Origin of the sequence: Agrococcus sp. DT81.2 (assembly GCF_049844935.1) — a bacterium.
Taxonomy (GTDB): domain Bacteria; phylum Actinomycetota; class Actinomycetes; order Actinomycetales; family Microbacteriaceae; genus Agrococcus.
This window is the reverse complement of record NZ_JBNCLZ010000001.1, coordinates 540,632-562,426: the sequence shown is the minus strand read 5'-3', so window position 1 is coordinate 562,426 and position 21,795 is coordinate 540,632. Positions and strand designations below refer to the sequence as shown.

Genomic DNA, 21,795 nt, shown 5'->3' with positions numbered 1-21,795 from the left:
CATGCGCCAGGGCGTGCGGATCGGCGTGGACGTCGGCCGCGCGCGCGTCGGCGTCGCTCGATCCGACCGCGACGGGCTGCTCGCGACCCCGGTCGAGACGATCCAGCGCGCGTCGACCGACGTCGTCGCGCGGCTGCGGGAGATCGCCGCCGAGCTCGACGCCATCGAGGCGGTCGTGGGCCTGCCCATCTCGCTCTCGGGCGGCGACACCCCCAGCACCCAGGACGCGCGCGACATCGCGGCGCTGCTCGCCACGGCGATCCCGGTGCGGCTCGTCGACGAGCGGCTCTCGACCGTCACCGCATCCGCCGGCATGCGAGCCGCGGGAAAGTCGAGCCGCCAGCAGCGGTCGAGCATCGATCAGGCGGCCGCGGTCGTCATCCTGCAGCACGCGCTCGACAGCGAACGGGCAGCCGGGCGCGCGCCCGGCGAGCTGCTCTCCACCGGCGACGACGAGCGCGGCAACGAGGCCGCGCCGCGAGAGGACTGACATGGCTGGACGTCGTGCGCGCGAGCGCAAGCAGCGGGGCCGCAGGCGGCTCATCGGCGCGATCGTCGCGCTCGTGATCCTGGCGGGCATCGGCATCGCCGCGGCCTGGGCCATCCCGCGCGTCATCGACCGCTTCAGCGGGCCGGAGGACTACCCGGGGCCGGGCACCGGCGAGGTGATCGTGCAGGTGCAGTCGGGCCAGAACGGCTACGACGTCGCGGCGACGCTCGTCGAGCAGGATGTGGTGGCGAGCGCCGAGGCGTTCACCGACATCCTGGTCGCCGACCCGTCGATCCAGCTGCAGCCCGGCGCGTACCGGCTCATGCAGCAGATGTCGGCGCAGGGCGCCGTCGACGCGCTCGTCGACCCCGCGAACAAGGTCGAGCTCCGGGTCACGGTGCCGGAGGGCTACACGCTGCCGCAGGTGTTCGAGCGGCTCGAGCGCGACCTCGGCATCCCGCAGGCCGAGCTGCTCCAAGCATCCGGCGACCTCACGCAGTTCGGGCTGCCCGAGAACGCCGTCTCGCTCGAGGGCTGGCTCTTCCCCGCGACGTACACGTTCGACGAGGGCGTCACCGCGGTCGACGTGCTCACGGCGATGGTCGAGCGCCAGCGGCAGGCGCTCGAGGCCGCCGGCGTGGCGGAGGCCGACCAGGAGCGCGTGCTCATCTTCGCCTCCATCGTGCAGCGCGAGGCTCGGCTGCCCGACGACTTCGGTCGCGTCGCGCGCGTGTTCCAGAACCGCCTCGACATCGGCATGCCGCTCCAGTCAGACGCGACCGTCGCCTACGGCACCGGCAACCTGCACGTCGTCACGACGACGGCGGAGGAGCGCGCCGACGCCGGCAACCCGTACAACACCTACGCGAACCCGGGCCTCCCGGTCGGGCCGATCGGCGCGCCCGGCGACACCGCGATCCAGGCGGCGCTCTCGCCGACCGAGGGCGACTGGCTCTACTTCGTGACGGTCAACCCCGAGACGGGCGAGACGGTCTTCTCCGAGACGCTCGCCGAGCACGAGGTCGGGGTCGCGCAGTTCCAGCAGTTCCTGCGCGACAACCCGGGCTGGGGCGGCTGACGTGACGGGAGCCGGTACCCGCCGGCTCGCCGTCGTCGGCTGGCCGGTCGAGCACTCGCTGTCGCCCGCGCTGCACGGCGCGGCGGCGCGCGAGCTCGGCCTCGACTGGGACTACGGGCGCTGCGCTGTCCCGCCCGACGGGCTCCGATCGTTCGTCGACGCGCTCGGGCCGGAGTGGCTGGGCCTGTCGGTGACGGCGCCGCACAAGGACGACGCCGCGGCCATCGCCGACGAGCTCGACCCGCTCGCCCGCGCGACCGGCACGGCGAACACGCTCCTGCGCGGGCACGACGGGCGGCTCCGCGGCTGGAGCACCGACGTCGGCGGCATCGTGCGCGCGTTCGCGGATGCGGGCCTCGACGACGCCGGGACCGGCGCGATCGTGGGTGCGGGCGCGACCGCCCAGACGGCGCTCCTCGCGCTCGCCCGGATGGGCGCCCGGCACGTCACGGTCGCCCTCCGCACACCGGCGAAGGCGGCGCGGCTCCGCGAGCTCGCCGCCGAGCTCGGCGTGACGCTCGCGGTGCAGGGGCTCGAGGCACCGCTCCCCGGCGTCGACGCCGCGGTCTCGACGCTGCCCGCGGCAGCGGACGCGACCGCCAGCTTCGCGGCGCCGCCCGTGCTGCTGCTCGACGCCGACTACGCCCGCCCCGAGGGGTCGCGGTTCCTCGGCGCGCTGCCCGCGGGACGAGTCATCGACGGCCGGGCGATGCTGCTGCAGCAGGCTGTGCTGCAGGTGCGGATCTTCGCGCTCGGGGACGTCGACGCGCCGCTGCCCGATGAGCCGCGCGTGGTGGCCGCGATGCGTGCCGCGCTCGTCGCGCGCGGGACCGGCGTCCGGGCATCCGACTCTCTGGAAGAATCGTGAGCATGCTGCGCTGGCTCACCGCCGGGGAATCCCACGGCCCCGAACTGCTCGCCCTCCTCGAAGGGATGCCCGCGGGCGTGCCCATCACCGCGGAGCAGATCCAGGCCGACCTGCAGCGGCGCAAGCTCGGCGCCGGCCGCGGCGCCCGCATGAAGTTCGAGCAGGACGAGCTGTCGATCTCCGGCGGCGTGCGCCACGGCGAGACGCAGGGCGGGCCCATCGCGCTGCGCATCGGCAACACCGAGTGGCCCAAGTGGACCGAGGTGATGGGCGCCGCACCGCTGCAGGAGGCGCTCACCGGTGCCCGCGCCGCGAAGCTCACGCGACCGCGCCCGGGCCACGCCGACCTCGTCGGCATGCAGAAGCACGGCTTCGACGAGGCCCGACCCGTGCTCGAGCGGGCGAGCGCCCGCGAGACCGCTGCCCGCGTCGCGCTCGGCGCCGTCGCCCGTGCCTTCCTCGGCGAGCTGGGCGTGCGGCTCGTGAGCCACACGCTCTCGATCGGTCCCGTGCGCGTGCCCGAGGACGCCGCGCTCCCCGTGCCCGACGACGTCGACCGGCTCGACGCCGACGAGCTGCGCTGCCTCCACGCCGAGACGAGCGCCGCGATGCTCGCCGAGGTCGAGGACGCGCGTCGCGCGGGCGACACGCTCGGCGGCATCGTCGAGGTGCTCGCCTACGGGCTGCCGCCCGGGCTCGGCTCGTACGTGCACTGGGACCGCAGGCTCGACGGCCGGCTCGCGCAGGCGCTCATGAGCATCCAGGCGATCAAGGGCGTCGAGGTGGGCGACGGCTTCGAGACGACGCGCCGCCGCGGCAGCGTCGCGCACGACGAGCTCGTCGTCGGCGACGGCGGCGTGCACCGCGAGACCGGCCGGGCCGGCGGCATCGAGGGCGGCATGACGACCGGCGACCCGCTGCGCGTGCGCGCGGGCATGAAGCCCATCGCGACGGTGCCGCGCGCGCTGCGCACGATCGACGTCGCCACCGGTGAGGCTGCGCAGGCGCACCACCAGCGCAGCGACGTGTGCGCCGTGCCCGCGGCCGGGGTCGTCGCCGAGGCCATGGTGGCGCTCGTGCTCGCCGACGCGATGGTCGAGAAGTTCGGCGGCGACTCCGTCGCCGAGACGCGCAGGAACCTCGACGCCTACCTCGCCGCGATCCCCGAGCAGCTGCGCACCACGCCGTGACCGCCGACGGCCCGAGGCCCGGCGACGAGGCGGGCACGCTGCCCGCCCCCCGGCCCGGCGACGAGGCGGGCACCGTGCCGCCCGTCGCCCTCATCGGTCCCATGGCCGCGGGCAAGTCGTCGCTCGGCCGCAAGCTCGCAGCGCGCATCGGCCGCACCTTCGCCGACACCGACAAGGTCGTCGTGCTCGAGCACGGGCCCATCCCGCAGATCTTCGCCGAGCACGGCGAGGTCGCGTTCCGGCGCTGGGAGGCGGAGGCCGTGCGCCGCGCGCTCGTGCCCGGCGCGGTCGTCGCGCTCGGCGGGGGAGCGGTGCTCGACGAGCGCACCCGCGCGCTCCTCGCGCACGCGACCGTCGTGCTCGTCACCGTCGACGAGCAGGTGGTCGAGCGCCGCCTCTCCGGTGGCGGCCGTCCGCTCGTCGCGGACGGCATCACCGCGTGGCGGCGGGTCGCCGCCGAGCGCGAACCGATCTACCGCGAGCTCGCGGACACCGTCGTCGACACGTCGAGGACGCCCATGGCCCAGCTGGTCGACCGGCTCGAGGCCTGGCTCGCGGAGCGCGAGCTGTGACACACCAGAGGGGGAGCGCATGACCACCATCCGCGTCGAGACCGAGGCGCCCTACGAGGTCCACGTCGGCAGGGGCATCCTGGTCGACCGCATCCGCGCGTCGCTCGGCGACGCCACCCGGCTGCTCGTCGTGCACCAGCCAGCCATGAGCCGCATCGCCGACCACATCAAGGCCGAGCTCGACGTCGAGGTGCTGCTCGCCGAGGTGCCCGACGCCGAGGCGGCGAAGCGCATCGAGGTCGCACAGTTCCTGTGGCAGATCATGGGGCAGGCGGAGTTCTCGAGGACGGATGCCGTGCTCGGCCTCGGCGGCGGCGCCGTCACCGACCTGGCCGGGTTCGTCGCCGCGACGTGGCTGCGCGGCGTGCGCATCATCCAGGCGCCGACGAGCGTGCTCGGCATCGTCGATGCGGCCGTCGGCGGCAAGACCGGCATCAACACCGAGCAGGGCAAGAACCTCGTGGGCGCGTTCCACCACCCGGCGGCGGTCGTCGCCGACCTCGAGCTCGTCGACTCGCTGCCGCGCAACGAGCTGCTCACGGGCTTCGCGGAGGTGGTGAAGGCCGGCTTCATCGCCGAGCCGCGCATCCTCGAGCTGCTGGAGGACTCCCTGGACGCGACGACCGACCCGTCGACGCCGGAGTTCCAGGAGGCCATCGCGCGTGCGATCGAGGTGAAGGCGCGCGTGGTCGCGAACGACTTCCGCGAGCACGGCGAGCGCGAGTTCCTGAACTACGGGCACACGCTCGGCCACGCGATCGAGCACACCGAGCGCTACCGCTGGCGCCACGGCGCGGCGGTCTCGATCGGCATGATGTTCGCGGCCGAGCTGTCGCGGCTCGCCGGCCGGCTCCCGGAGCCCGTCGTCGACCGCCACCGGGCCATCCTGCAGTCGCTCGAGCTGCCCACGACCTACCCGGTGGGCCGCTGGCAGACGGTGCTCGGCACCATGCGCAAGGACAAGAAGACGCGGGGCTCGATGCTGCGCTTCGTCGTGCTCGACGACGTCGCGAAGCCCCGCATCCTCGAGGGCCCCGACGACAGCCTGCTCTTCATGGCCTACCAATCCCTCGCCGACTGAGCCCCGCCCATCCGCCCGCAGGGCCTGAGTGGCGGCTCCGGCATCTGAGTGGCGCCTCCGGCAGGTGAGTGGCGCCTCCGGCAGGTGAGTGGCGGCTCCGGCAGGTGAGTGGCGGCTCCGGCAGGTGAGTGGCGGCTCCAGCATCTGAGTGGCGGCTCCGGCATCTGAGTGGCGGCTCCGGCATCTGAGTGGCGGCTCCGGCATCTGAGTGGCGGCTCCGGCATCTGAGTGGCTGCTCCGGTGCACGGCGGGCTGCGTCGCATCCCGAATGCGTGTTGATCCCGGAAGGCGCCACTCACGTGCGGGGGGCGCCACCCACCTACGGGAGGCGCCACTCACTTGCGGAGGGCGCCACTCACCCGCGCGCGGCGCCACTCACCTGCGGGCGGCGCCACTCGAGGCGGAGAGCGGCGCGGCCGAGCGGGCGACCCATTGCACACCCGCGCCTCGCGGTGCAGACTCCCTGCCATGGCACACGGCGACATCACGCATCTCGAGATCCCTGTCAGCGACATGGCCCGCGCGACCGAGTTCTACAGCAGCATCTTCGGCTGGCAGATCACCGAGTCAGAGGGCTACGAGGGCTACCCCATGTGGCAGGCGCCGAACGGCGTCTCCGGCGGCGCCCTCACCGCCCGCGAGGAGGGCTTCACGCAGCCCCGCTCGGTGATCGAGGTCGACTCGATCGACGAAGCCCTCGCGAAGGCGGAGCAGCTCGGCGGCTCGGTCACCCTGCCGAAGGAGGAGATCACGCCGACCAGCTGGTGGGCCGTGTTCACCGACCCCGACGGCAACAGCATCGGACTCTTCGAGGGCGAGATGTAGCGCTGCCGCGCCTGCCAGACTGGCGGCATGCGCATCCTCGTCCTCAACGGACCGAACCTCGGCAGGCTCGGCACGCGGGAGCCCGACGTGTACGGCACGGCGACGCTCGCCGACATCGCACCGCTCGTGGCCTCGGTCGGCACGGCGGATGCACCGATCGAGCCGGACGTGCGGCAGACGGACGACGAGGCGGAGCTCGTCGGGTGGATCCACGAGGCCGTCGACGCGCGCACGCCGGTGATCCTCAACCCGGCGGCGTTCACGCACTACTCATACGCCCTCCGCGACGCCTGCGCGCAGCTGCAGGGCGTGGCGCCGCTCGTCGAGGTGCACATCTCGAACCCGCACGCGCGCGAGGCGTTCCGCCACACCTCCGTGGTGTCGGCGGTCGCCACGGGAGTCATCGCGGGCTTCGGCCTCGACGGCTACCGGCTCGCCGCCGAGGCGATCGCGGCGCGCTGATCACTCCCGCGCGGCAGCGACGGTCAGCGTCGCGGGCACGCGCAACCGCTCCGGCTCGGGCAGCGCGAAGCCGCCCTCGACCGCCGACATGCGGGGATGAGCCGCCCACTCGAGCACCGTGCCCTCGTGCAGGGCCACGATCCGCAAGCCGGCGCCGAGCAGTGCCGTGACGATCTCCGAGACGGAGTGCGGCCACTCGAGCGTCCGCGGGTGCGCGACCCGCTCGCCGCCGCCGGTGTAGGCGGAGTCGTCGATCCACTCGAGCGCGGTGCCGTCCGCGAAGTAGCGGTGGGTGACGCACAGCGCGTCGGCGTCGGTGTCGTCGAGCGCCAGCATCGCGGGATGCGCGTCGCGGAAGTAGAGCAGGCCGCCGGGCACGAGCAACTCGGCGATCTGCGCCGCCCAGAGATCGAGGTCCTGGAACCAGCAGATGGTGCCGATCGACGTGTACACGACGTCGACCGCGGTGCTGATGGCGGCGGCCGCGTCGAGCACGTCGCTACGCACCCAGCGCGCGTCGACGCGGCACGCGGCGGAGAGGCGCGCGGCGACGTCGAGCGCGGGCTGCGAGAAGTCGAGCCCGATGACGGATGCGCCCGCGTGCGCGAGCGACACGGTGTCGGTGCCGATGTGGCACTGCAGGTGCGCGAGCGAGCGGCCCGCGAGGGGGAGAGGGTCATCGGGGTCCGCGCCGAGCAGGCCGGCGAGCACCGGGAGGTCGCGGCGCACGACGTCGGTCAGCGCCGTCGGATCCTCGGGCAGCAGCCGGAGCGATTCGTAGTGCAGCTCGTGGATCGGCACCCGGTCGTCCCAGTTCGCGCGATTGACGGCGCTCGCCTCCGAGTGGGACACGCGGTGGCCGTCGGAGTGCTCCGCGTCGAAGGCGTCCTGCATGCCGCCAGCCTACGATCGGGGACGCCCTCAGCGCCCGGTACACTCGTCTGTCGGCCCGCGCAGGGCCCTCGAGGCCCACGGAACGGAACACACGGCATGGCAACCACGAACGACATCAAGAACGGCGCGGTGCTCAACCTCGACGGCCAGCTCTGGAGCGTCATCGAGTTCCAGCACGTCAAGCCCGGCAAGGGCGGCGCGTTCGTGCGCACGAAGCTGCGCAACGCGCGCAGCCAGAAGGTCGTCGACAAGACCTTCAACGCCGGCACGAAGGTGGAGTTCGCGACCGTCGACCGCCGCGACTACCAGTTCCTCTACAACGACGGCACCGACTTCGTGTTCATGGACAACGACACGTACGAGCAGCTGCCGATCCCCGCCGACATCGTCGGCGACAGCGCCCGGTTCCTGCTCGAGAACGGCACCGCGACCATCTCCATGCACGAGGGCGAGGCACTCCAGGTCGAGCTGCCCGCATCCGTCGTGCTCGAGATCACCTACACCGAGCCGGGCCTGCAGGGCGACCGCTCGAGCGCCGGCACGAAGACCGCGACCGTCGAGACGGGCGCCGAGATCCAGGTGCCGCTGTTCGTCGAGCAGGGCACCCGGGTCAAGGTCGACACGCGCGACGGCAGCTACCTCGGTCGCGTCAACTGACGTGGCCGACGAGACCTACCCCTCCCGGCGGAAGGCGCGCAAGCACGCCGTCGAGGTGCTCTACTCGGCGCAGGCGCGCGACGAGGCACCCGAGACGGTGCTGCGCGACACCGCCGACCGGCTGTCGTGGAGCACGCACGGCTGGTTCCCGTTCGCCCGCGAGATCGTGGCGGGCGTCGCCGACGAGCTCGACGGCATCGACGAGCTCATCGCCTCGTCGAGCGCGAACTGGCCGATCGACCGCATGCCCCGCACGGACCTCGCGATCCTGCGCGTCGGGGTGTGGGAGCTCGAGCACGAGACGGCGCCGGTGAGCGTGATCGTGTCGGAGGCCGTCCACCTCGCGAACGAGCTCTCGACCGAGCGCTCCGGCACCTTCATCAACGGCGTCCTCGGCAAGATCGCGGCCTCCCGCTCGTAGGCGCCGCAGCGGCCGGTCCGAGCCTCGCTCGCGATCAGGCGCTTGCTCCCGACTGAGCGACAGCGACCACCCGCAGTCGGCGCTCTCGCTCCCGCGAGGGGGTCGCGTCGACGCTCATGGGCGAGGACCCTGGCAGCGTGACGGATGCGGTGCTCATGACCGCCGGCGGGTGGTCCGTGCTCGCCGGCTCGCTCGTGTTCTTCGCGGGCGCGGCCTACGGCGTGCCTCGCGTGTTCATGCTCCGCGCACCCGAGGAGCGTCTCGCCGTGCTGGAGGCGGACGCCCGTGCGTGGCGGCGCTCGCAATGGCTCTACGCCGCCGGTCCTGTGATCGCGGCGCTCGGCGTGCTCACGGTCGCCGCAGGCTGGACCGAGCCGGCGCGGGTGCTCGCCTCCGTCGCCGGAGCGGCGATGCTCGTCGGCGCGGTGCTGTGGGGCGTGACCTGCGCCCGTCGCGGGCGTCGGATCGCCGAGTTCGCGCGGGGAGAGCTGCCCGCCGGGTCGTGGCTGGGATACGTGTGGCTCACGCTCCTCGGCCTCGCGCTGCTGGGCGCGGCGGCGCTGAGCCACGAGACGTGGATCGGCGTGCTGCTGCTCATCGCGGCGGCCGCGTTCACCGCGCTGTTCGTGGGCACCCGGGACATCCCGCCCTTCGCGTTCTACCTCGTGCTCGCAGCATTCAGCGTCTGGACGCTGCTGGCGACGCCGCACTAGCCCGAGGGGTGCACCCCGGGTCGGACTGGCCCCGGTGCGGCCGCCGGCGGACGAGCACGCCGGCATCGTGGATCAGATCGACACCGACTGCGTCTCGATCGACGGCGTCCTCGGCAGGATCGCGGCCTCCCGCTCGTAGCTGCCAGCACGGGCGCTCGCGCTCGAGCATCCCTCACTATAGGATCGGGGTCGATCGCGACGAGGGGATGCCGATGCTGGTGCGTGCGATGGCGGCCCTCGGCGCCATGACGGCCCTGGTGGCCGGACTGCTCTCGCCGTCAGTGGCACCCGCGGCAGCCGCGCCGCCCGCTGCTGCCGACGCGATCGTCACCTGCCTCGTGCGCTCGGCGATCGTGCCGATCGTGGGCGACGGATCCGGCGCAGCTGCGGATGCGCGAGACGCCGCGCTGCGCACGCTGCGGCACGTCCTGCTCCTCGCCGATCCCGACGGGCTGGCGGCTGCGGAGCCGCGGCTCGACGACGCTGGGCGCGCGACTGGACTCGACGTGCTCGAGGCCGTGCCGGGCGCGGCTGCTGCCGCCGCCGCGGCCGCCATCGGCTCGCTGCCGGCGCACCAGCGCGCGCTCGTGTCCGAGAGCGACGTCCACGTGGCGGGGTCGGCCGGCGTCGGCCTGCGCGCGCTGTGCGACGGCCTCGACCGCGCGCTCGCCGCCACGGGCACCGCCGCTGACGCGCTCGTGTCGGTCGCGATCGACCACGCGCGCGCGACCCTCCGCATCGGCGTGGAGGCCGCGAGCCCGGCAGCGATGCCCGCTCGGCGCGCACCGCTGCCGACGGCCGCCTCGGGCGCCGACGCCGTCGCCGCGGCTCCCTCGCTCGGCGACGCGCTCGGTCTCGCGCCCGGCTTGCCGGTCGAGCTGGTCGCCGACGTGCGCGACGCGCCCGCCACCCGGCTCGACGACCGCGACGGTCTGGGCGGCGGTGTCGCCGTGCAGGTGGGCGGCGCAGCCTGCACCACCGGGTTCGCCATCCGCATGGCCGACGGCGGCCGCGCGCTCATGAGCGCCGGCCACTGCACCTCGCCGGATGGCACCAACGGCGCCTCCGTCGTGAACGGCTTCCAGGCGTCGCTGTGCGGCAGCGCCGGCAGCGGCGCCACCATCGGTCGCGTCGAGCACAACCTGCTCACCACGGGCTGGGCGGTCGACTCGATGGCCGTGCGGACCGCCTCCGCGGCGCCCACGATGTGGCTCGGCTCCCGCTGCACGGGCACCCGGGAGGTGCCCGTGCAGGGCATCGGCAGTGCCGGCAGCGGCGACCGCGTCGGCTTCTCCGGCACGCGACAGGGCGAGCAGTACGGCAGCCGCACCTCGGAGCCGGCGGGCTGCTACGACTTCGGCTTCTGGTCGTGCTCTGTCTACCGAGCGATGTCGTCGAGCAGCACCTACGTGTGCCTGCCCGGGGACAGCGGCGGACCCGCGTACCGGCAGCGCGCCGACGGCGGTGTCCAGGCGCTCGGGGTGATCAGCGCGTCGGGCTACGACCTCGGCATCAACCGCTGCAGCTACGTCGACCTCCCCACCGCGCTGTGGATCAGCGGGGCCACGATCATGACGCAGGCGTCGACCGTGATGGCGCCGCCGACGCGGCTCGCCGGCGCTGACCGCTACGCCACCGCCGCGGCGATCTCCAGGCACGGCTACCCGAGCGGCGCAGCGGCGGCCTACGTCGCGAGCGGGGAGGGATTCGCGGATGCGCTGAGCGCCGGCGCCGCCGCCGCCCACCGGCGCGCACCGCTGCTGCTGACAGGTCGCGACGCGCTGCCCGCCTCGGTGCGCACCGAGCTCCAGCGCCTGCGACCCGGGTCGATCGTGCTCGCGGGCGGCACGCCCTCGGTGTCGGCGGCCGTCGAGGCGGAGCTCGCCGCGATCGCCCCGGTCGAGCGGCTCGCCGGCGCCGACCGCTACGAGACGAGCGCGCTGATCGCCCAGCACGCGTTCCCCGACGGCGCGTCGTCGAGCTACGTCGCCACCGGCCGCGGCTTCCCCGACGCGCTCGCCGCCGGGCCGGTCGCGGCGCTGCGCGGCGCGCCGGTGCTGCTCGTCGACGGCGCCTCCTCCGCGCAGCCCGCGACGACGCTCGCCGCACTCACGGCGCTCGGCACCGTGCAGGTCACGATCGTCGGCGGCACGCCATCCGTCTCCCAGTCCGTCGCGGCCGCCCTCGGGGCGGGACGCGGGCTCGATCGCGTCGCCGGCGTCGACCGGTTCGACACGGCGGCGCGCCTCAACCAGGCGTTCGCGACCGCACCTCCCGCGCTCTACGTGGCGAGCGGGGAGCAGTTCCCCGACGCCCTCGCCGTCAGCGCGGTCGCCGGCGCCAGGCCCGCACCGCTGTACCTGACGCGCGCCGGATGCCTCGCGCCAGTCGTGCAGTCCGAGCACGCGCGGCTCGGGCGGCCGCCCGTGGTGCTCGTGGGCGGGCTGCCGACGCTCCGCGACGGCGTGCAGCGCTACGAGCTCTGCGAGTAGCCCGGCCTCGAATGCGGTGCGGATCCTCAGATCCACCCGGCACCCGGGCCGACCTCTGGCGCTTCGCCCGAAGTGCGCGCACGCTGATCGCATGAGCGATCACGAGCGCCTCGACACCGACTGCGTCATCGTCGGCGGCGGCCCGGCAGGCCTCATGCTCGGCCTGCTGCTCGCCCGCCGCGGGGTGCGCGTCGTCGTGCTCGAGCAGCACGGCGACTTCCTGCGCGACTTCCGCGGTGACACCATCCACCCGTCGACGCAGCAGGTGCTGCACGAGGTCGGGCTCCTCGAGCGCTTCCTCGCGCTGCCGCACGCCGAGATGCCGCAGGTGTCGATGCGCTTCTCGGGCGAGCGGCTCGTGGTCGCCGACTTCACGCGCCTGCCGACGGTGCGCAAGGCGATCGCGTTCATGCCGCAGTGGGACTTCCTCGACCTGCTCGCCGACGCGGGTCGAGAGCTGCCGGGCTTCGAGGTGCGGATGCGCACGGCCGGCACGGCGCTGCTGCGCGAGGGTGCGAGGATCTCTGGCGTCCGCGCCGAAGGCCCTGACGGCCCCGTCGAGATCCGCGCCCGCCTCACCGTGCTGGCCGACGGCCGCGACTCGGCGCTGCGCGCGGACGCCGGGCTCGAGCCCGTCGGCCGGCCGAGCGCGATCGACGTGCTCTGGTTCCGGCTGCCGCGCGCGGCGGGGGAGCAGGTGCCCTTCATGCAGATCGGCGACGGGGCGCTGCTGTCGATCGACCGCGGCGACTTCTTCCAGGCCGCCCACATCGTCCGTCGCGGCGCGTGGACGGGCGACGACGCGTCCTTTGCGGCGCTGCGCCGGCGCGTGTCGGCCCTCGAGCCCCGCTTCGCCGAGCGGGTCGAGCGCCTGCGCTCCGACGACGTGCGCGTCCTGCGCGTACGGATCGATCGGCTTGAGCGCTGGCACCGCGACGGCCTGCTCGCGATCGGCGACGCGGCGCACGCGATGTCGCCGGCCGGCGGCGTCGGCATCAACCTCGCGATCCAGGACGCGGTGGCCGCCGCCAACGCGCTCGCGCCCCGGCTCGCGAGCGCACGGCCCACCGAGGCACTGCTGCGCCGCATCCAACGGCGCCGCGAGCCGGCCGCCATGGTGACGCAAGCGCTGCAGCGGCGGCTCGAGACCGTCCTCGTGCGGGTCGCGGAGCCGGGCAGCGTCGTGCCCGTGCCGCTGCCGCTCCGGGTCGTCCAGCGCCTGCCGGCGCTGCGGCACGCGATGGGGCGCTTCATCGGGCTCGGCCTGCGGCCCGAGCATGTCGCGGATGCCCGGCCGAAGCCCGGGCGGCGCACCCGGACGCGGTAGGGTGGAGTCATCAGACAACCTTGAAGCCCGTCCTGTGAGGCGGAGAAGGGAGTCCCCGTGACTGCACCGCGCACCGTGCTCGGCCCCGACGAGATCGCCAGGGCCCTCACGCGCATCGCCCACGAGATCCTCGAGGCGAACCAGGGACCCGACGACCTCGTGCTGCTGGGCATCCCGACTCGCGGCGCCCACCTCGCGCAGCGGCTCGCCGACCGGCTCACCGGCATCACCGGCATCGACTTCTCGGCCCGGGTCGGCACGCTCGACGTGACCATGCATCGCGACGACCTGCGCGGCAGGCCCACCCGCGCGACCCACCCCACGCGCATCCCCGCCGACGGCGTCGACGACCGCGTCGTCGTGCTCGTCGACGACGTGCTCTACTCGGGCCGCACGATCCGCGCCGCCCTCGACGCGCTCGCCGACCTCGGCCGCCCGCGCGCCGTGCGGCTCGCGGTGCTCGTCGACCGCGGCCACCGCGAGCTGCCGATCCGAGCCGACTCGGTGGGCAAGAACCTGCCGAGCGCGCGCACCGAGCACGTCTCGATCCTGCTCGAGGAGGTCGACGGCCGCGACGCCGTGACGATCGAGTCACGCGCGGACGAGCTGAGCGCGTCCGACGAGCCGTCGGCGGGCATCGCGTGAGGCACCTGCTCACGGCGGCCATGCCCCGCGACGAGGCCATCGCGCTGCTCGACCTCGCAGAGGACATGCACCAGATCCAGGATCGCGAGCTGAAGAAGCTCCCGGCGCTGCGCGGTCGCACGGTCGTCAACCTGTTCTTCGAGGACTCCACCCGCACGCGCTCGTCGTTCGAGATCGCCGGCAAGTGGCTCTCCGCCGACGTCATCAACGTCTCGGGCAAGGGGTCGAGCGCGTCGAAGGGCGAGTCGCTGCGCGACACGGGCCTCACGATCGCCGCGATGGGCGTCGACGGCGTCGTGGTGCGGTCGGGCGCCTCCGGAGCACCCGCGCTGCTCGCCGACTGGATCGGCCGGCCGGTCATCAACGCCGGCGACGGCACCCACGAGCACCCGACGCAAGCCCTGCTCGACGCGTTCGCGCTCCGCCGCCGCATCCACGGCGACGCCGCTCGAGGCAAGGCGCTCGACGGCGTGCGGGTCGCGATCGTCGGCGACATCGCCCACTCGCGCGTCGCCCGCTCGAACGCGCTGCTGCTGCCGGCGCTCGGCGCCGAGGTGACGCTCGTCGGCCCGGCCGCGTTCCTGCCCACGCCCGCCGCCGACGGCTCGCGGCTGGGCCTGCGCGCCGAGACGAGCCTCGACGCGGTCATCGCCGAGCGGCCGGATGCGCTCATGCTGCTGCGCGTGCAGCTCGAGCGGCAGGCCGGCAAGGTCGCCCCGAGCGTCGGGGAGTACATCACCGGCTGGTCGCTCACCGACGAGCGGCTCGCTCGCCTTGGCGATGCGGCGATCATGCACCCCGGCCCGATGAACCGCGGTCTCGAGCTCTCGAGCCGCGCGGCCGACGGCGACGCATCGACCGTGCTCGCGCAGGTGACCGCGGGCGTCTCGGTGCGGATGGCCGTGCTCTACTCGCTCCTCGCTTCCGACCACCGATCCTCTGCCTCCGACCGATCTCTCGACAGTGGAGCTGCCCGATGACGACGCTGCTGAAGAACGCCTCGGTGCTCGGCGGCGAGCCGCGCGACCTCGCCATCGACGGCGGCGTGCTCGTCGACCCGGCGAGCGCCGACCGCGACTCGGTCGAGACGATCGACGCGACCGGCCTCGTCGCGCTGCCCGGCCTCGTCGACCTGCACACGCACTTGCGGCAGCCCGGCGGCGAGCAGGCCGAGACGGTCGCGAGCGGCGTGCGCGCCGCGGCGGCGGGCGGCTACACGTGCGTGTTCGCGATGGCGAACACCAACCCCGTTGCCGACACGCCTGCGGTGGTCGAGCAGGTGCACCGCCTCGGCCTCGAGGCGGGGCTCGCGACCGTGCGTCCCATCGGCGCCGTCACCGTGGGCCTCGCGGGGGAGCGGCTCGCCGACATGACGATGCTCGCCGGCAGCGCCGCGCGCGTGCGCGTCTTCAGCGACGACGGCAAGTGCGTCGCCGACGCCGAGCTCATGCGCCGCGCCCTCGAGCACGCCGAGTCGCTCGGCGCCGTCGTGGCGCAGCACGCGCAGGACCCGCACCTCACGCGGGGCTCCGTCATGCACGAGAGCCCGCTGGCCGCCGAGCTCGGCCTCACGGGCTGGCCGTCGGTCGCCGAGGCGTCGATCGTCGCCCGCGACGCGATGCTCGCCGAGCTCACGGGTGCCCGGCTGCACGTCTGCCACGTGTCGACGCTCGAGACCGTCGAGGTCGTGCGCGCGGCGAAGGCGCGCGGCATCGCGCTCACCGCCGAGGTCACGCCCCACCACCTGCTGCTCACCGAGGAGCTCGTGCGCTCCTACGACGGCCGCTTCAAGGTCAACCCGCCGCTGCGCGCCGACCGCGACGTGCAGGCGCTCCGCGAGGCGCTCGCCGACGGCACGATCGACATCGTCGCGACCGACCACGCGCCGCACGCGCCGGAGGCGAAGCAGACGGCGTTCGCGGATGCCGCGTTCGGCATGGTCGGGCTCGAGACGGCGCTCAGCGTGGTGCAGCAGGCGATGGTCGAGACGGGCCTGCTCGACTGGGCCGGCGTGGCGCGCGTCATGTCGACCGCCCCCGCGGCGATCGGCAGCGAGCCCGGCTACGACGCCCCGCTCGAGCCCGGCTCGCCCGCGCACGTCGTGCTCGTCGACCCGGCCGCTCGCAGCGCCGTCGACGTCTCGCGCCTGCACGGCCGGTCGACCAACTCGCCGTTCCTCGGCATCGAGCTGCCGGGCCGCGTGCTGCACGTCTGGCACGGCGGCCGGCGCACCGTCGCCGACGGGCGCGTGCAGTGGATCGGCGAGGAGGCCGGCCGATGACGAAGGAGCTGTTCGCGATCCTGTGCGCCGCGCTCGTGGCGCTGGTCGTCCTGCTCGCCGTGGCCGGCGTGCTCGCGCGCCGGCGGCGCCAGCGCGACATCGAGCCGCCGCAGCCGTGGACCGACGCGATGCCGACGCTCGTCGTCGACGCCCTCTACGTCGCGACCACGCGCGCCGGCGACCGGTACGACCGCGTCTTCGCCCACGGCCTCGGCTTCCGCGGCCGCACGCGGGTCGCGATCGACCCGGACGGCGTGCAGCTCGTCGCCGACCGCACCGAGGTGCGCATCCCGGCCGAGCGCATCCGATCGGTCGAGCGCGCCACCTGGACCATCGACCGCGTCGTCGAGCCGGGCGGGATGATCGTCATCTCGCACTCGCTCGGCGCCGACGTCGACACCTGCCTCCGCATCATCGGCGACGACCGCGAGGCGTTCGACGCGCTCCGCGGCCTCGTCCGCACCCGAACGCAATCCACAGGGGAAGGAACCACCTCATGACCACCCCCGCTCCCGCGGCCCTTCGACAGGCGCAGGACGCCGCACTCGTCCTCGAGGACGGCACGATCTACCGCGGCACCGCCTACGGCGCCGCAGGCAGAGCCCTCGGCGAGGCCGTCTTCGCGACCGGCATGACCGGCTACCAGGAGACGCTCACCGACCCCTCGTACGCCGGCCAGATCGTCGTGCAGACCTCGCCGCACATCGGCAACACCGGCGTAAACGACGAGGACGCCGAGTCGCGTCGCGCGTGGCCCGCCGGCTACGTCGTGCGCGCGGCGAGCCGCGTCGTCTCGAACTGGCGCGCCGACGGCACCCTCGACGCGCAGCTCCAGCAGGACGGCGTGGTCGGCATCGCCGGCGTCGACACCCGCGCCATCACGCGCCGGCTCCGCGACGCCGGCGCGATGCGCGCCGGCGTGTTCTCGGGCGACGCGCTCGTCGACGACGAGTCGATGCTCGCCGCCGTGCGCGAGAGCCCGCAGATGGCCGGCCGCAGCCTCGCGGAGGTCGTCTCCACGCCCGAGGCGTACACGCTGCCCGCCATCGGCGAGCCGCTCGGCACGCTCGCCGTGCTGGACCTCGGCGTCAAGGCGTCGACGCTGCGCTACCTGCAGGAGGAGGGCTTCGACCTCGTCGTGCTCCCGCAGGACGCGACGCTCGACGAGGTGCTCGCGCATCGGCCGATCGCCGCGTTCTACTCGAACGGGCCCGGCGACCCCGCCGCGAGCGAGAGCCAAGTCGTGCTGCTGCAGGGGCTGCTGCGCGAGGACCTGCCGTTCTTCGGCATCTGCTTCGGCAACCAGCTGCTCGGCCGCGCCCTGGGCTTCGGCACCTACAAGCTGCCGTTCGGCCACCGCGGCATCAACCAGCCGGTGCTCGACACCGCCACCGGCCGCGTCGAGATCACGAGCCAGAACCACGGCTTCGCCGTCGACGCGCCGCTGCACGAGGAGCTCGCGAGCCCCGCGGGCTTCGGCCGCGTGGAGGTGAGCCACTACTCGCTCAACGACCAGGTCGTCGAAGGGCTGCGCGCGCTCGACATCCCAGCGTTCAGCGTCCAGTACCACCCCGAGGCCGCGGCGGGCCCCAACGACGCCCGCCACCTCTTCGCCCGCTTCAAGGAACTGGTGCTGCAGCACCGCGCCGCCCTCGGCACCGACAGCACCGACACGCAGAAGGACGCCTGAATGCCCAAGCGCGACGACATCCGCTCCGTCCTCGTCATCGGCTCCGGGCCGATCGTCATCGGCCAGGCCGCCGAGTTCGACTACTCCGGCACCCAGGCGTGCCGCGTGCTCCGCGAGGAGGGCGTGCGCGTCATCCTCGTCAACTCGAACCCGGCGACGATCATGACCGATCCCGACTTCGCCGACGCGACCTACATCGAGCCGATCACCCCCGAGGTGATCGAGACGATCATCATGAAGGAGCGCCCGGACGCGATCCTGCCGACCCTCGGCGGCCAGACGGCGCTCAACGCGGCCATCGCGCTGCACGAGCAGGGCATCCTCGAGCGGCACGGCGTCGAGCTCATCGGTGCCTCCTTCGACGCCATCCACAAGGCCGAGGACCGCCAGCTGTTCAAGCAGCTCGTCCTCGCCGCCGGCGCCGACGTGGCCCGCAGCCACATCGCGCACACCGTCGAGGAGGCGATCGAGTTCGCCGAGGACCTCGGCTACCCGCTCGTCATCCGCCCCTCGTTCACGATGGGCGGCCTGGGCTCCGGCTTCGCCTACGATCGCGCGCAGCTGATCCGGATGGTGGGCGACGGCCTCCACCAGTCGCCGACCACCGAGGTGCTGCTCGAGGAGTCGATCCTCGGGTGGAAGGAGTACGAGCTCGAGCTCATGCGCGACTCGGCCGACAACACGGTCGTCGTGTGCTCCATCGAGAACGTCGACGCGGTCGGCGTGCACACGGGCGACTCGATCACCGTCGCGCCCGCACTCACGCTCACGGACCGCGAGTACCAGCGGCTCCGCGACATCGGCATCCGGGTCATCCGCGACGTCGGCGTCGACACCGGCGGCTGCAACGTCCAGTTCGCGGTGGACCCGGTCTCGGGCCGCATCATCGTCATCGAGATGAACCCGCGCGTCTCCCGCTCCTCGGCGCTCGCGTCGAAGGCGACGGGCTTCCCGATCGCCAAGATCGCCGCGAAGCTCGCGCTCGGCTACCGGCTCGACGAGATCCCCAACGACATCACGAGGGTCACGCCCGCGTCGTTCGAGCCCGCGCTCGACTACGTCGTCGTGAAGGTGCCGCGCTTCAACTTCGAGAAGTTCCCGGCAGCGGATGCGACGCTCACGACGACCATGAAGTCGGTCGGCGAGGCCATGGCGATGGGCCGCACGTACACGCAGGCGCTGCAGAAGGCGCTCCGCTCGCTCGAGAAGCGCGGCTCCTCGTTCCACTGGGAGGGCGAGCCGGGTGACGCCGCTGCGCTGCTCGAGGTGGCGAGCGTGCCGACCGACGGCCGCATCGTGACGCTGCAGCAGGCGCTGCGAGCGGGCGCGACGGTCGAGCAGGCGCACGAGGCGACCGGCATCGATCCGTGGTTCCTCGACCAGATGGTGCTCATCAACGAGGTCGCCGACGAGGTCCGTGCCGGTGACCTCGACGAGCCGCTGCTGCGGCTCGCGAAGGAGCACGGCTTCTCCGACGCCCAGATCGCGCAGCTGCGCGGCACGACGGAGGCCGAGGCGCGCGAGGCGCGCTGGGCCATGGGCCTCCGCCCCGTCTTCAAGACCGTCGACACGTGCGCGGGGGAGTTCCCCGCCGTCACGCCGTACCACTACTCGAGCTACGACCTCGAGACCGAGGTCGAGCCCTCCGACCGCCGCAAGGTGATCATCCTCGGCTCCGGCCCGAACCGCATCGGCCAGGGCATCGAGTTCGACTACTCGTGCGTGCACGCGTCCTTCGCGCTCGCCGACGCCGGCTTCGAGACGATCATGGTCAACTGCAACCCGGAGACGGTCTCGACCGACTACGACACGAGCGACCGGCTCTACTTCGAGCCGCTCACGCTCGAGGACGTGCTCGAGATCGTGCACGCCGAGCGCGCAGCCGGCGAGCTCGTCGGCGTGATCGTGCAGCTCGGCGGCCAGACGCCGCTCGGCCTCGCCCGCGGCCTCGAGGCCGCCGGCGTGCCGATCCTCGGCACGACGCCCGACGCGATCGACGCGGCCGAGGAGCGCGGCCTGTTCCAGCGCATCCTCGACGACGCCGGGCTCGTCGCGCCCCGCAACGGCACGGCGACGACCGAGGACCAGGCGGTCGAGATCGCCGAGGCCATCGGCTACCCCGTGCTCGTGCGGCCCTCGTTCGTGCTCGGCGGCCGCGGCATGGAGATCATCTACGACACCCCGAGCCTGCACGGCTACTTCGACCGCATCGCCTCGCACGGCATCGTCGGGCCCGACCGGCCGCTGCTCGTCGACCACTTCCTGGACGACGCGGTCGAGATCGACGTCGACGCCATCTACGACGGGGAGGAGCTGTACGTCGGCGGCATCCTCGAGCACATCGAGGAGGCCGGCATCCACTCCGGCGACTCGTCGTGCACGATGCCGCCCGTCGGCCTCGGCCGCGCGCAGCTGCTCGAGATCCGCGACGCCACCCTGCGCATCGCGCAGGGACTCGGCGTGCGCGGGCCGATCAACGTGCAGTTCGCGTACGCGGCCGGGGTGCTGCAGGTCATCGAGGCCAACCCGCGCGCGAGCCGCACGGTGCCCTTCGCGGCCAAGGCGCTCGGCACGCCGATCGCGAAGGCCAACGCCAGGGTGCTCGCCGGCGCCACCATCGCCGAGCTGCGTGCCGAGGGCATGCTGCCGGAGCAGGACGGCACGATCCTCCCGATCGACGCGCCGGTCGCGGTGAAGGAGGCCGTGCTGCCGTTCCGCCGCTTCCGCACCGCAGACGGCCGCGTCGTCGACTCGCTGCTCGGGCCGGAGATGCGCTCGACGGGCGAGGTCATGGGCATCGACCGCGACTTCCCGACCGCGTTCGCGAAGAGCCAGTCCGCCGCCTACGGCGGCCTGCCGACCTCCGGCACCGTCTTCGTCTCGCTCTCCGACCGCGACAAGCGGCAGGCGGTGCTCCCGCTGCACCGGCTGCAGCAGCTCGGCTTCCACATCGTCGCGACGGTCGGCACGGCCGAGGTGCTCGCGCGCAACGGCATCCGCGTCGAGACGGTGCGCAAGCACTCGGATGCGGGGGTGGAGCCCTCGATCGTCGACCTCATCGATGCGGGTGAGATCGACATCATCATCAACACCCCGACCGGCGGTATCGCCCGCGCCGACGGCTACGAGATCCGCGCGGCCACCATCGCGGCCGACAAGGCGCTCTTCACGACCGTCGCGCAGCTCGGCGCGGCCGTCGCGGCGATCGAGGCGTCGCGCGAGGCGTACGAGGTGACGAGCCTGCAGGAGTACCACGCGCGGCGGTCCGCGTGACCTTCCTGGTGCGACTCACCGCATCCGTCGCCGCGCACGGCCCGCTGTGCGTCGGCATCGACCCGCACCCGTCGCTGCTCGAGGCGTGGGGAGCGCGCGGCTCGGCCGCGGCACAGGCGGAGCGGCTCGGCCGCGACGTCGTGGCTGCGGCCGCGGGCAGGGTCGCGGTCGTGAAGCCGCAGGTCGCGCTCTTCGAGGCGCTCGGCTCCGCGGGCGTGGCCGCGCTCGAGCGGGTGCTCGCCGACGCGCGCGCGGCTGGCCTCGTCGTCATCGCCGATGCCAAGCGGGGCGACATCGGCTCGACGAACCTCGGGTACGCCGCCGCGTGGCTGGCTCCCGGCTCGCCGCTCGAGGCCGACGCGCTCACCGTCAGCCCCTACCTCGGCGTCGGGGCGCTCGACCCGCTCTTCGAGGCCGCGGAGCGAGCGGGCAAGGGACTGTTCGTGCTCGCCGCGACCTCGAACCCCGAGGCGGCAGCCGTGCAGCTCGCGCGGGTGCCGGACGGCCGCACGATCGCCGCCGCGGTCGCGGCCGCGGTCGCCGAGCGGAACGCGGTGACCGGTGCGGGTCACGGGCTCGTGATCGGCGCGACCGTCGACCGGGCCGCGTTCGGCCTCGCCGCACCCGGGCTGTCAAGGGATGCGTCGACGCCCGTGCTCGCTCCCGGGTTCGGCGCGCAGGGTGCCCGCCTCGCGGACCTGCGCAGCCTCTTCCCGGAGGATCGGCTCGTGCTCGCGAGCGCGTCCCGCAGCATCCTGCAGCCGGGTCCGGACGGGGTCGCCGCGGCGATCGACGCGGCCGTCGCCGAGCTGGCCGCCGCGCGGTGAGCGCTGACC

Annotated in this window: 21 protein-coding genes; 20 read left to right on the top strand and 1 reads right to left on the bottom strand. The window is 73.8% G+C overall.

The window, feature by feature from the left end; translation table 11 throughout:
- The first annotated feature begins 1 nt into the window (after position 1).
- The 8 genes from ruvX to aroQ all read left to right on the top strand — a co-directional run bounded on the left by ruvX (position 2) and on the right by aroQ (position 6,566).
- Positions 2-490, top strand: coding sequence for a Holliday junction resolvase RuvX (gene ruvX, locus ACLQ21_RS02700; protein ID WP_425661192.1), 489 nt, complete (start codon positions 2-4; stop codon positions 488-490).
- 1 nt (position 491) lies between these two features.
- Positions 492-1,568: an endolytic transglycosylase MltG gene (gene mltG / locus ACLQ21_RS02695; RefSeq protein WP_425661190.1), complete on the top strand. Its 1,077-nt coding sequence runs from the start codon at positions 492-494 to the stop codon at positions 1,566-1,568.
- Position 1,569: 1 nt separating this feature from the next.
- Positions 1,570-2,436 (top strand): shikimate dehydrogenase family protein, encoded by an 867-nt coding sequence (locus tag ACLQ21_RS02690; RefSeq protein WP_425661188.1) that lies wholly within the window; start codon positions 1,570-1,572, stop codon positions 2,434-2,436.
- A 2-nt stretch (positions 2,437-2,438) separates the two neighbouring features.
- Positions 2,439-3,626: a chorismate synthase gene (gene aroC / locus ACLQ21_RS02685; RefSeq protein WP_425661186.1), complete on the top strand. Its 1,188-nt coding sequence runs from the start codon at positions 2,439-2,441 to the stop codon at positions 3,624-3,626.
- Positions 3,623-4,198 carry a shikimate kinase gene (locus ACLQ21_RS02680; RefSeq protein WP_425661184.1) on the top strand — a complete coding sequence of 192 codons (576 nt, stop codon included), beginning with the start codon at positions 3,623-3,625 and terminating at the stop codon, positions 4,196-4,198. The genes aroC and ACLQ21_RS02680 overlap by 4 nt, the downstream gene beginning before the upstream one ends.
- Positions 4,199-4,217: 19 nt before the next feature.
- Positions 4,218-5,279: a 3-dehydroquinate synthase gene (aroB, locus tag ACLQ21_RS02675; protein ID WP_425661182.1), complete on the top strand. Its 1,062-nt coding sequence runs from the start codon at positions 4,218-4,220 to the stop codon at positions 5,277-5,279.
- A gap of 468 nt (positions 5,280-5,747) precedes the next feature.
- The gene (locus tag ACLQ21_RS02670) at positions 5,748-6,104 is read left to right on the top strand and encodes a VOC family protein (protein ID WP_425661181.1); all 357 of its coding nucleotides are present in this window, start codon (positions 5,748-5,750) and stop codon (positions 6,102-6,104) included.
- Positions 6,105-6,131: 27 nt separating this feature from the next.
- Complete coding sequence (gene aroQ, locus ACLQ21_RS02665; RefSeq protein ID WP_425661179.1) at positions 6,132-6,566, top strand: type II 3-dehydroquinate dehydratase; 435 nt, start codon at positions 6,132-6,134, stop codon at positions 6,564-6,566.
- On the opposite strand, the gene ACLQ21_RS02660 is transcribed toward aroQ, so the two are convergent.
- Positions 6,567-7,460 (bottom strand): class I SAM-dependent methyltransferase, encoded by an 894-nt coding sequence (locus tag ACLQ21_RS02660; RefSeq protein ID WP_425661177.1) that lies wholly within the window; start codon positions 7,458-7,460, stop codon positions 6,567-6,569.
- Positions 7,461-7,556: 96 nt separating this feature from the next.
- Between ACLQ21_RS02660 and efp the strand changes: the two genes are divergently transcribed.
- The 12 genes from efp (at position 7,557) to pyrF (ending at position 21,786) form a co-directional block, all read left to right on the top strand.
- Complete coding sequence (gene efp, locus ACLQ21_RS02655) at positions 7,557-8,117, top strand: elongation factor P (RefSeq protein ID WP_425661175.1); 561 nt, start codon at positions 7,557-7,559, stop codon at positions 8,115-8,117.
- A 1-nt stretch (position 8,118) separates the two neighbouring features.
- A complete protein-coding gene (gene nusB / locus ACLQ21_RS02650) occupies positions 8,119-8,538 on the top strand; it encodes a transcription antitermination factor NusB (RefSeq protein ID WP_425661173.1) in 420 nt (139 codons plus the stop codon).
- Positions 8,539-8,654: 116 nt separating this feature from the next.
- Positions 8,655-9,251, top strand: coding sequence for a hypothetical protein (locus tag ACLQ21_RS02645; RefSeq protein ID WP_425661171.1), 597 nt, complete (start codon positions 8,655-8,657; stop codon positions 9,249-9,251).
- A 212-nt stretch (positions 9,252-9,463) separates the two neighbouring features.
- On the top strand, positions 9,464-11,743 hold the full coding sequence (locus ACLQ21_RS02640; protein ID WP_425661169.1) for a cell wall-binding repeat-containing protein: 2,280 nt from the start codon (positions 9,464-9,466) through the stop codon (positions 11,741-11,743).
- Between the two features lie 91 nt (positions 11,744-11,834).
- Positions 11,835-13,070 carry an FAD-dependent oxidoreductase gene (locus ACLQ21_RS02635; RefSeq protein ID WP_425661167.1) on the top strand — a complete coding sequence of 412 codons (1,236 nt, stop codon included), beginning with the start codon at positions 11,835-11,837 and terminating at the stop codon, positions 13,068-13,070.
- 57 nt (positions 13,071-13,127) lie between these two features.
- On the top strand, positions 13,128-13,715 hold the full coding sequence (gene pyrR, locus ACLQ21_RS02630; RefSeq protein WP_425661165.1) for a bifunctional pyr operon transcriptional regulator/uracil phosphoribosyltransferase PyrR: 588 nt from the start codon (positions 13,128-13,130) through the stop codon (positions 13,713-13,715).
- Positions 13,712-14,695, top strand: a complete 984-nt coding sequence (locus tag ACLQ21_RS02625; RefSeq protein WP_425661163.1) for an aspartate carbamoyltransferase catalytic subunit — start codon at positions 13,712-13,714, stop codon at positions 14,693-14,695. Before pyrR ends, ACLQ21_RS02625 begins: the two co-directional genes overlap by 4 nt.
- Positions 14,692-15,996: a dihydroorotase gene (locus ACLQ21_RS02620; RefSeq protein WP_425661161.1), complete on the top strand. Its 1,305-nt coding sequence runs from the start codon at positions 14,692-14,694 to the stop codon at positions 15,994-15,996. The genes ACLQ21_RS02625 and ACLQ21_RS02620 overlap by 4 nt, the downstream gene beginning before the upstream one ends.
- Positions 15,993-16,496 (top strand): hypothetical protein, encoded by a 504-nt coding sequence (locus ACLQ21_RS02615; protein ID WP_425661159.1) that lies wholly within the window; start codon positions 15,993-15,995, stop codon positions 16,494-16,496. Before ACLQ21_RS02620 ends, ACLQ21_RS02615 begins: the two co-directional genes overlap by 4 nt.
- The gene (gene carA / locus ACLQ21_RS02610; protein ID WP_425661157.1) at positions 16,493-17,686 is read left to right on the top strand and encodes a glutamine-hydrolyzing carbamoyl-phosphate synthase small subunit; all 1,194 of its coding nucleotides are present in this window, start codon (positions 16,493-16,495) and stop codon (positions 17,684-17,686) included. The genes ACLQ21_RS02615 and carA overlap by 4 nt, the downstream gene beginning before the upstream one ends.
- Complete coding sequence (gene carB / locus ACLQ21_RS02605; RefSeq protein WP_425661155.1) at positions 17,687-20,959, top strand: carbamoyl-phosphate synthase large subunit; 3,273 nt, start codon at positions 17,687-17,689, stop codon at positions 20,957-20,959.
- Positions 20,956-21,786 (top strand): orotidine-5'-phosphate decarboxylase, encoded by an 831-nt coding sequence (pyrF, locus tag ACLQ21_RS02600; protein WP_425661153.1) that lies wholly within the window; start codon positions 20,956-20,958, stop codon positions 21,784-21,786. The genes carB and pyrF overlap by 4 nt, the downstream gene beginning before the upstream one ends.
- Positions 21,787-21,795: the final 9 nt, after the last annotated feature.

Bases quoted from the DNA above. Each gene is read 5' to 3' on its own strand.
- ruvX (WP_425661192.1), top strand. From the start codon at position 2: ATGCGCCAGGGCGTGCGGATCGGCGTGGACGTCGGCCGCGCGCGCGTC.
- mltG (WP_425661190.1), top strand. From the start codon at position 492: ATGGCTGGACGTCGTGCGCGCGAGCGCAAGCAGCGGGGCCGCAGGCGG.
- aroC (WP_425661186.1), top strand. From the start codon at position 2,439: ATGCTGCGCTGGCTCACCGCCGGGGAATCCCACGGCCCCGAACTGCTC.
- aroB (WP_425661182.1), top strand. From the start codon at position 4,218: ATGACCACCATCCGCGTCGAGACCGAGGCGCCCTACGAGGTCCACGTC.
- ACLQ21_RS02670 (WP_425661181.1), top strand. From the start codon at position 5,748: ATGGCACACGGCGACATCACGCATCTCGAGATCCCTGTCAGCGACATG.
- aroQ (WP_425661179.1), top strand. From the start codon at position 6,132: ATGCGCATCCTCGTCCTCAACGGACCGAACCTCGGCAGGCTCGGCACG.
- ACLQ21_RS02660 (WP_425661177.1), bottom strand. From the start codon at position 7,460: ATGCAGGACGCCTTCGACGCGGAGCACTCCGACGGCCACCGCGTGTCC.
- efp (WP_425661175.1), top strand. From the start codon at position 7,557: ATGGCAACCACGAACGACATCAAGAACGGCGCGGTGCTCAACCTCGAC.
- ACLQ21_RS02645 (WP_425661171.1), top strand. From the start codon at position 8,655: ATGGGCGAGGACCCTGGCAGCGTGACGGATGCGGTGCTCATGACCGCC.
- ACLQ21_RS02640 (WP_425661169.1), top strand. From the start codon at position 9,464: ATGCTGGTGCGTGCGATGGCGGCCCTCGGCGCCATGACGGCCCTGGTG.
- ACLQ21_RS02635 (WP_425661167.1), top strand. From the start codon at position 11,835: ATGAGCGATCACGAGCGCCTCGACACCGACTGCGTCATCGTCGGCGGC.
- ACLQ21_RS02620 (WP_425661161.1), top strand. From the start codon at position 14,692: ATGACGACGCTGCTGAAGAACGCCTCGGTGCTCGGCGGCGAGCCGCGC.
- ACLQ21_RS02615 (WP_425661159.1), top strand. From the start codon at position 15,993: ATGACGAAGGAGCTGTTCGCGATCCTGTGCGCCGCGCTCGTGGCGCTG.
- carA (WP_425661157.1), top strand. From the start codon at position 16,493: ATGACCACCCCCGCTCCCGCGGCCCTTCGACAGGCGCAGGACGCCGCA.
- carB (WP_425661155.1), top strand. From the start codon at position 17,687: ATGCCCAAGCGCGACGACATCCGCTCCGTCCTCGTCATCGGCTCCGGG.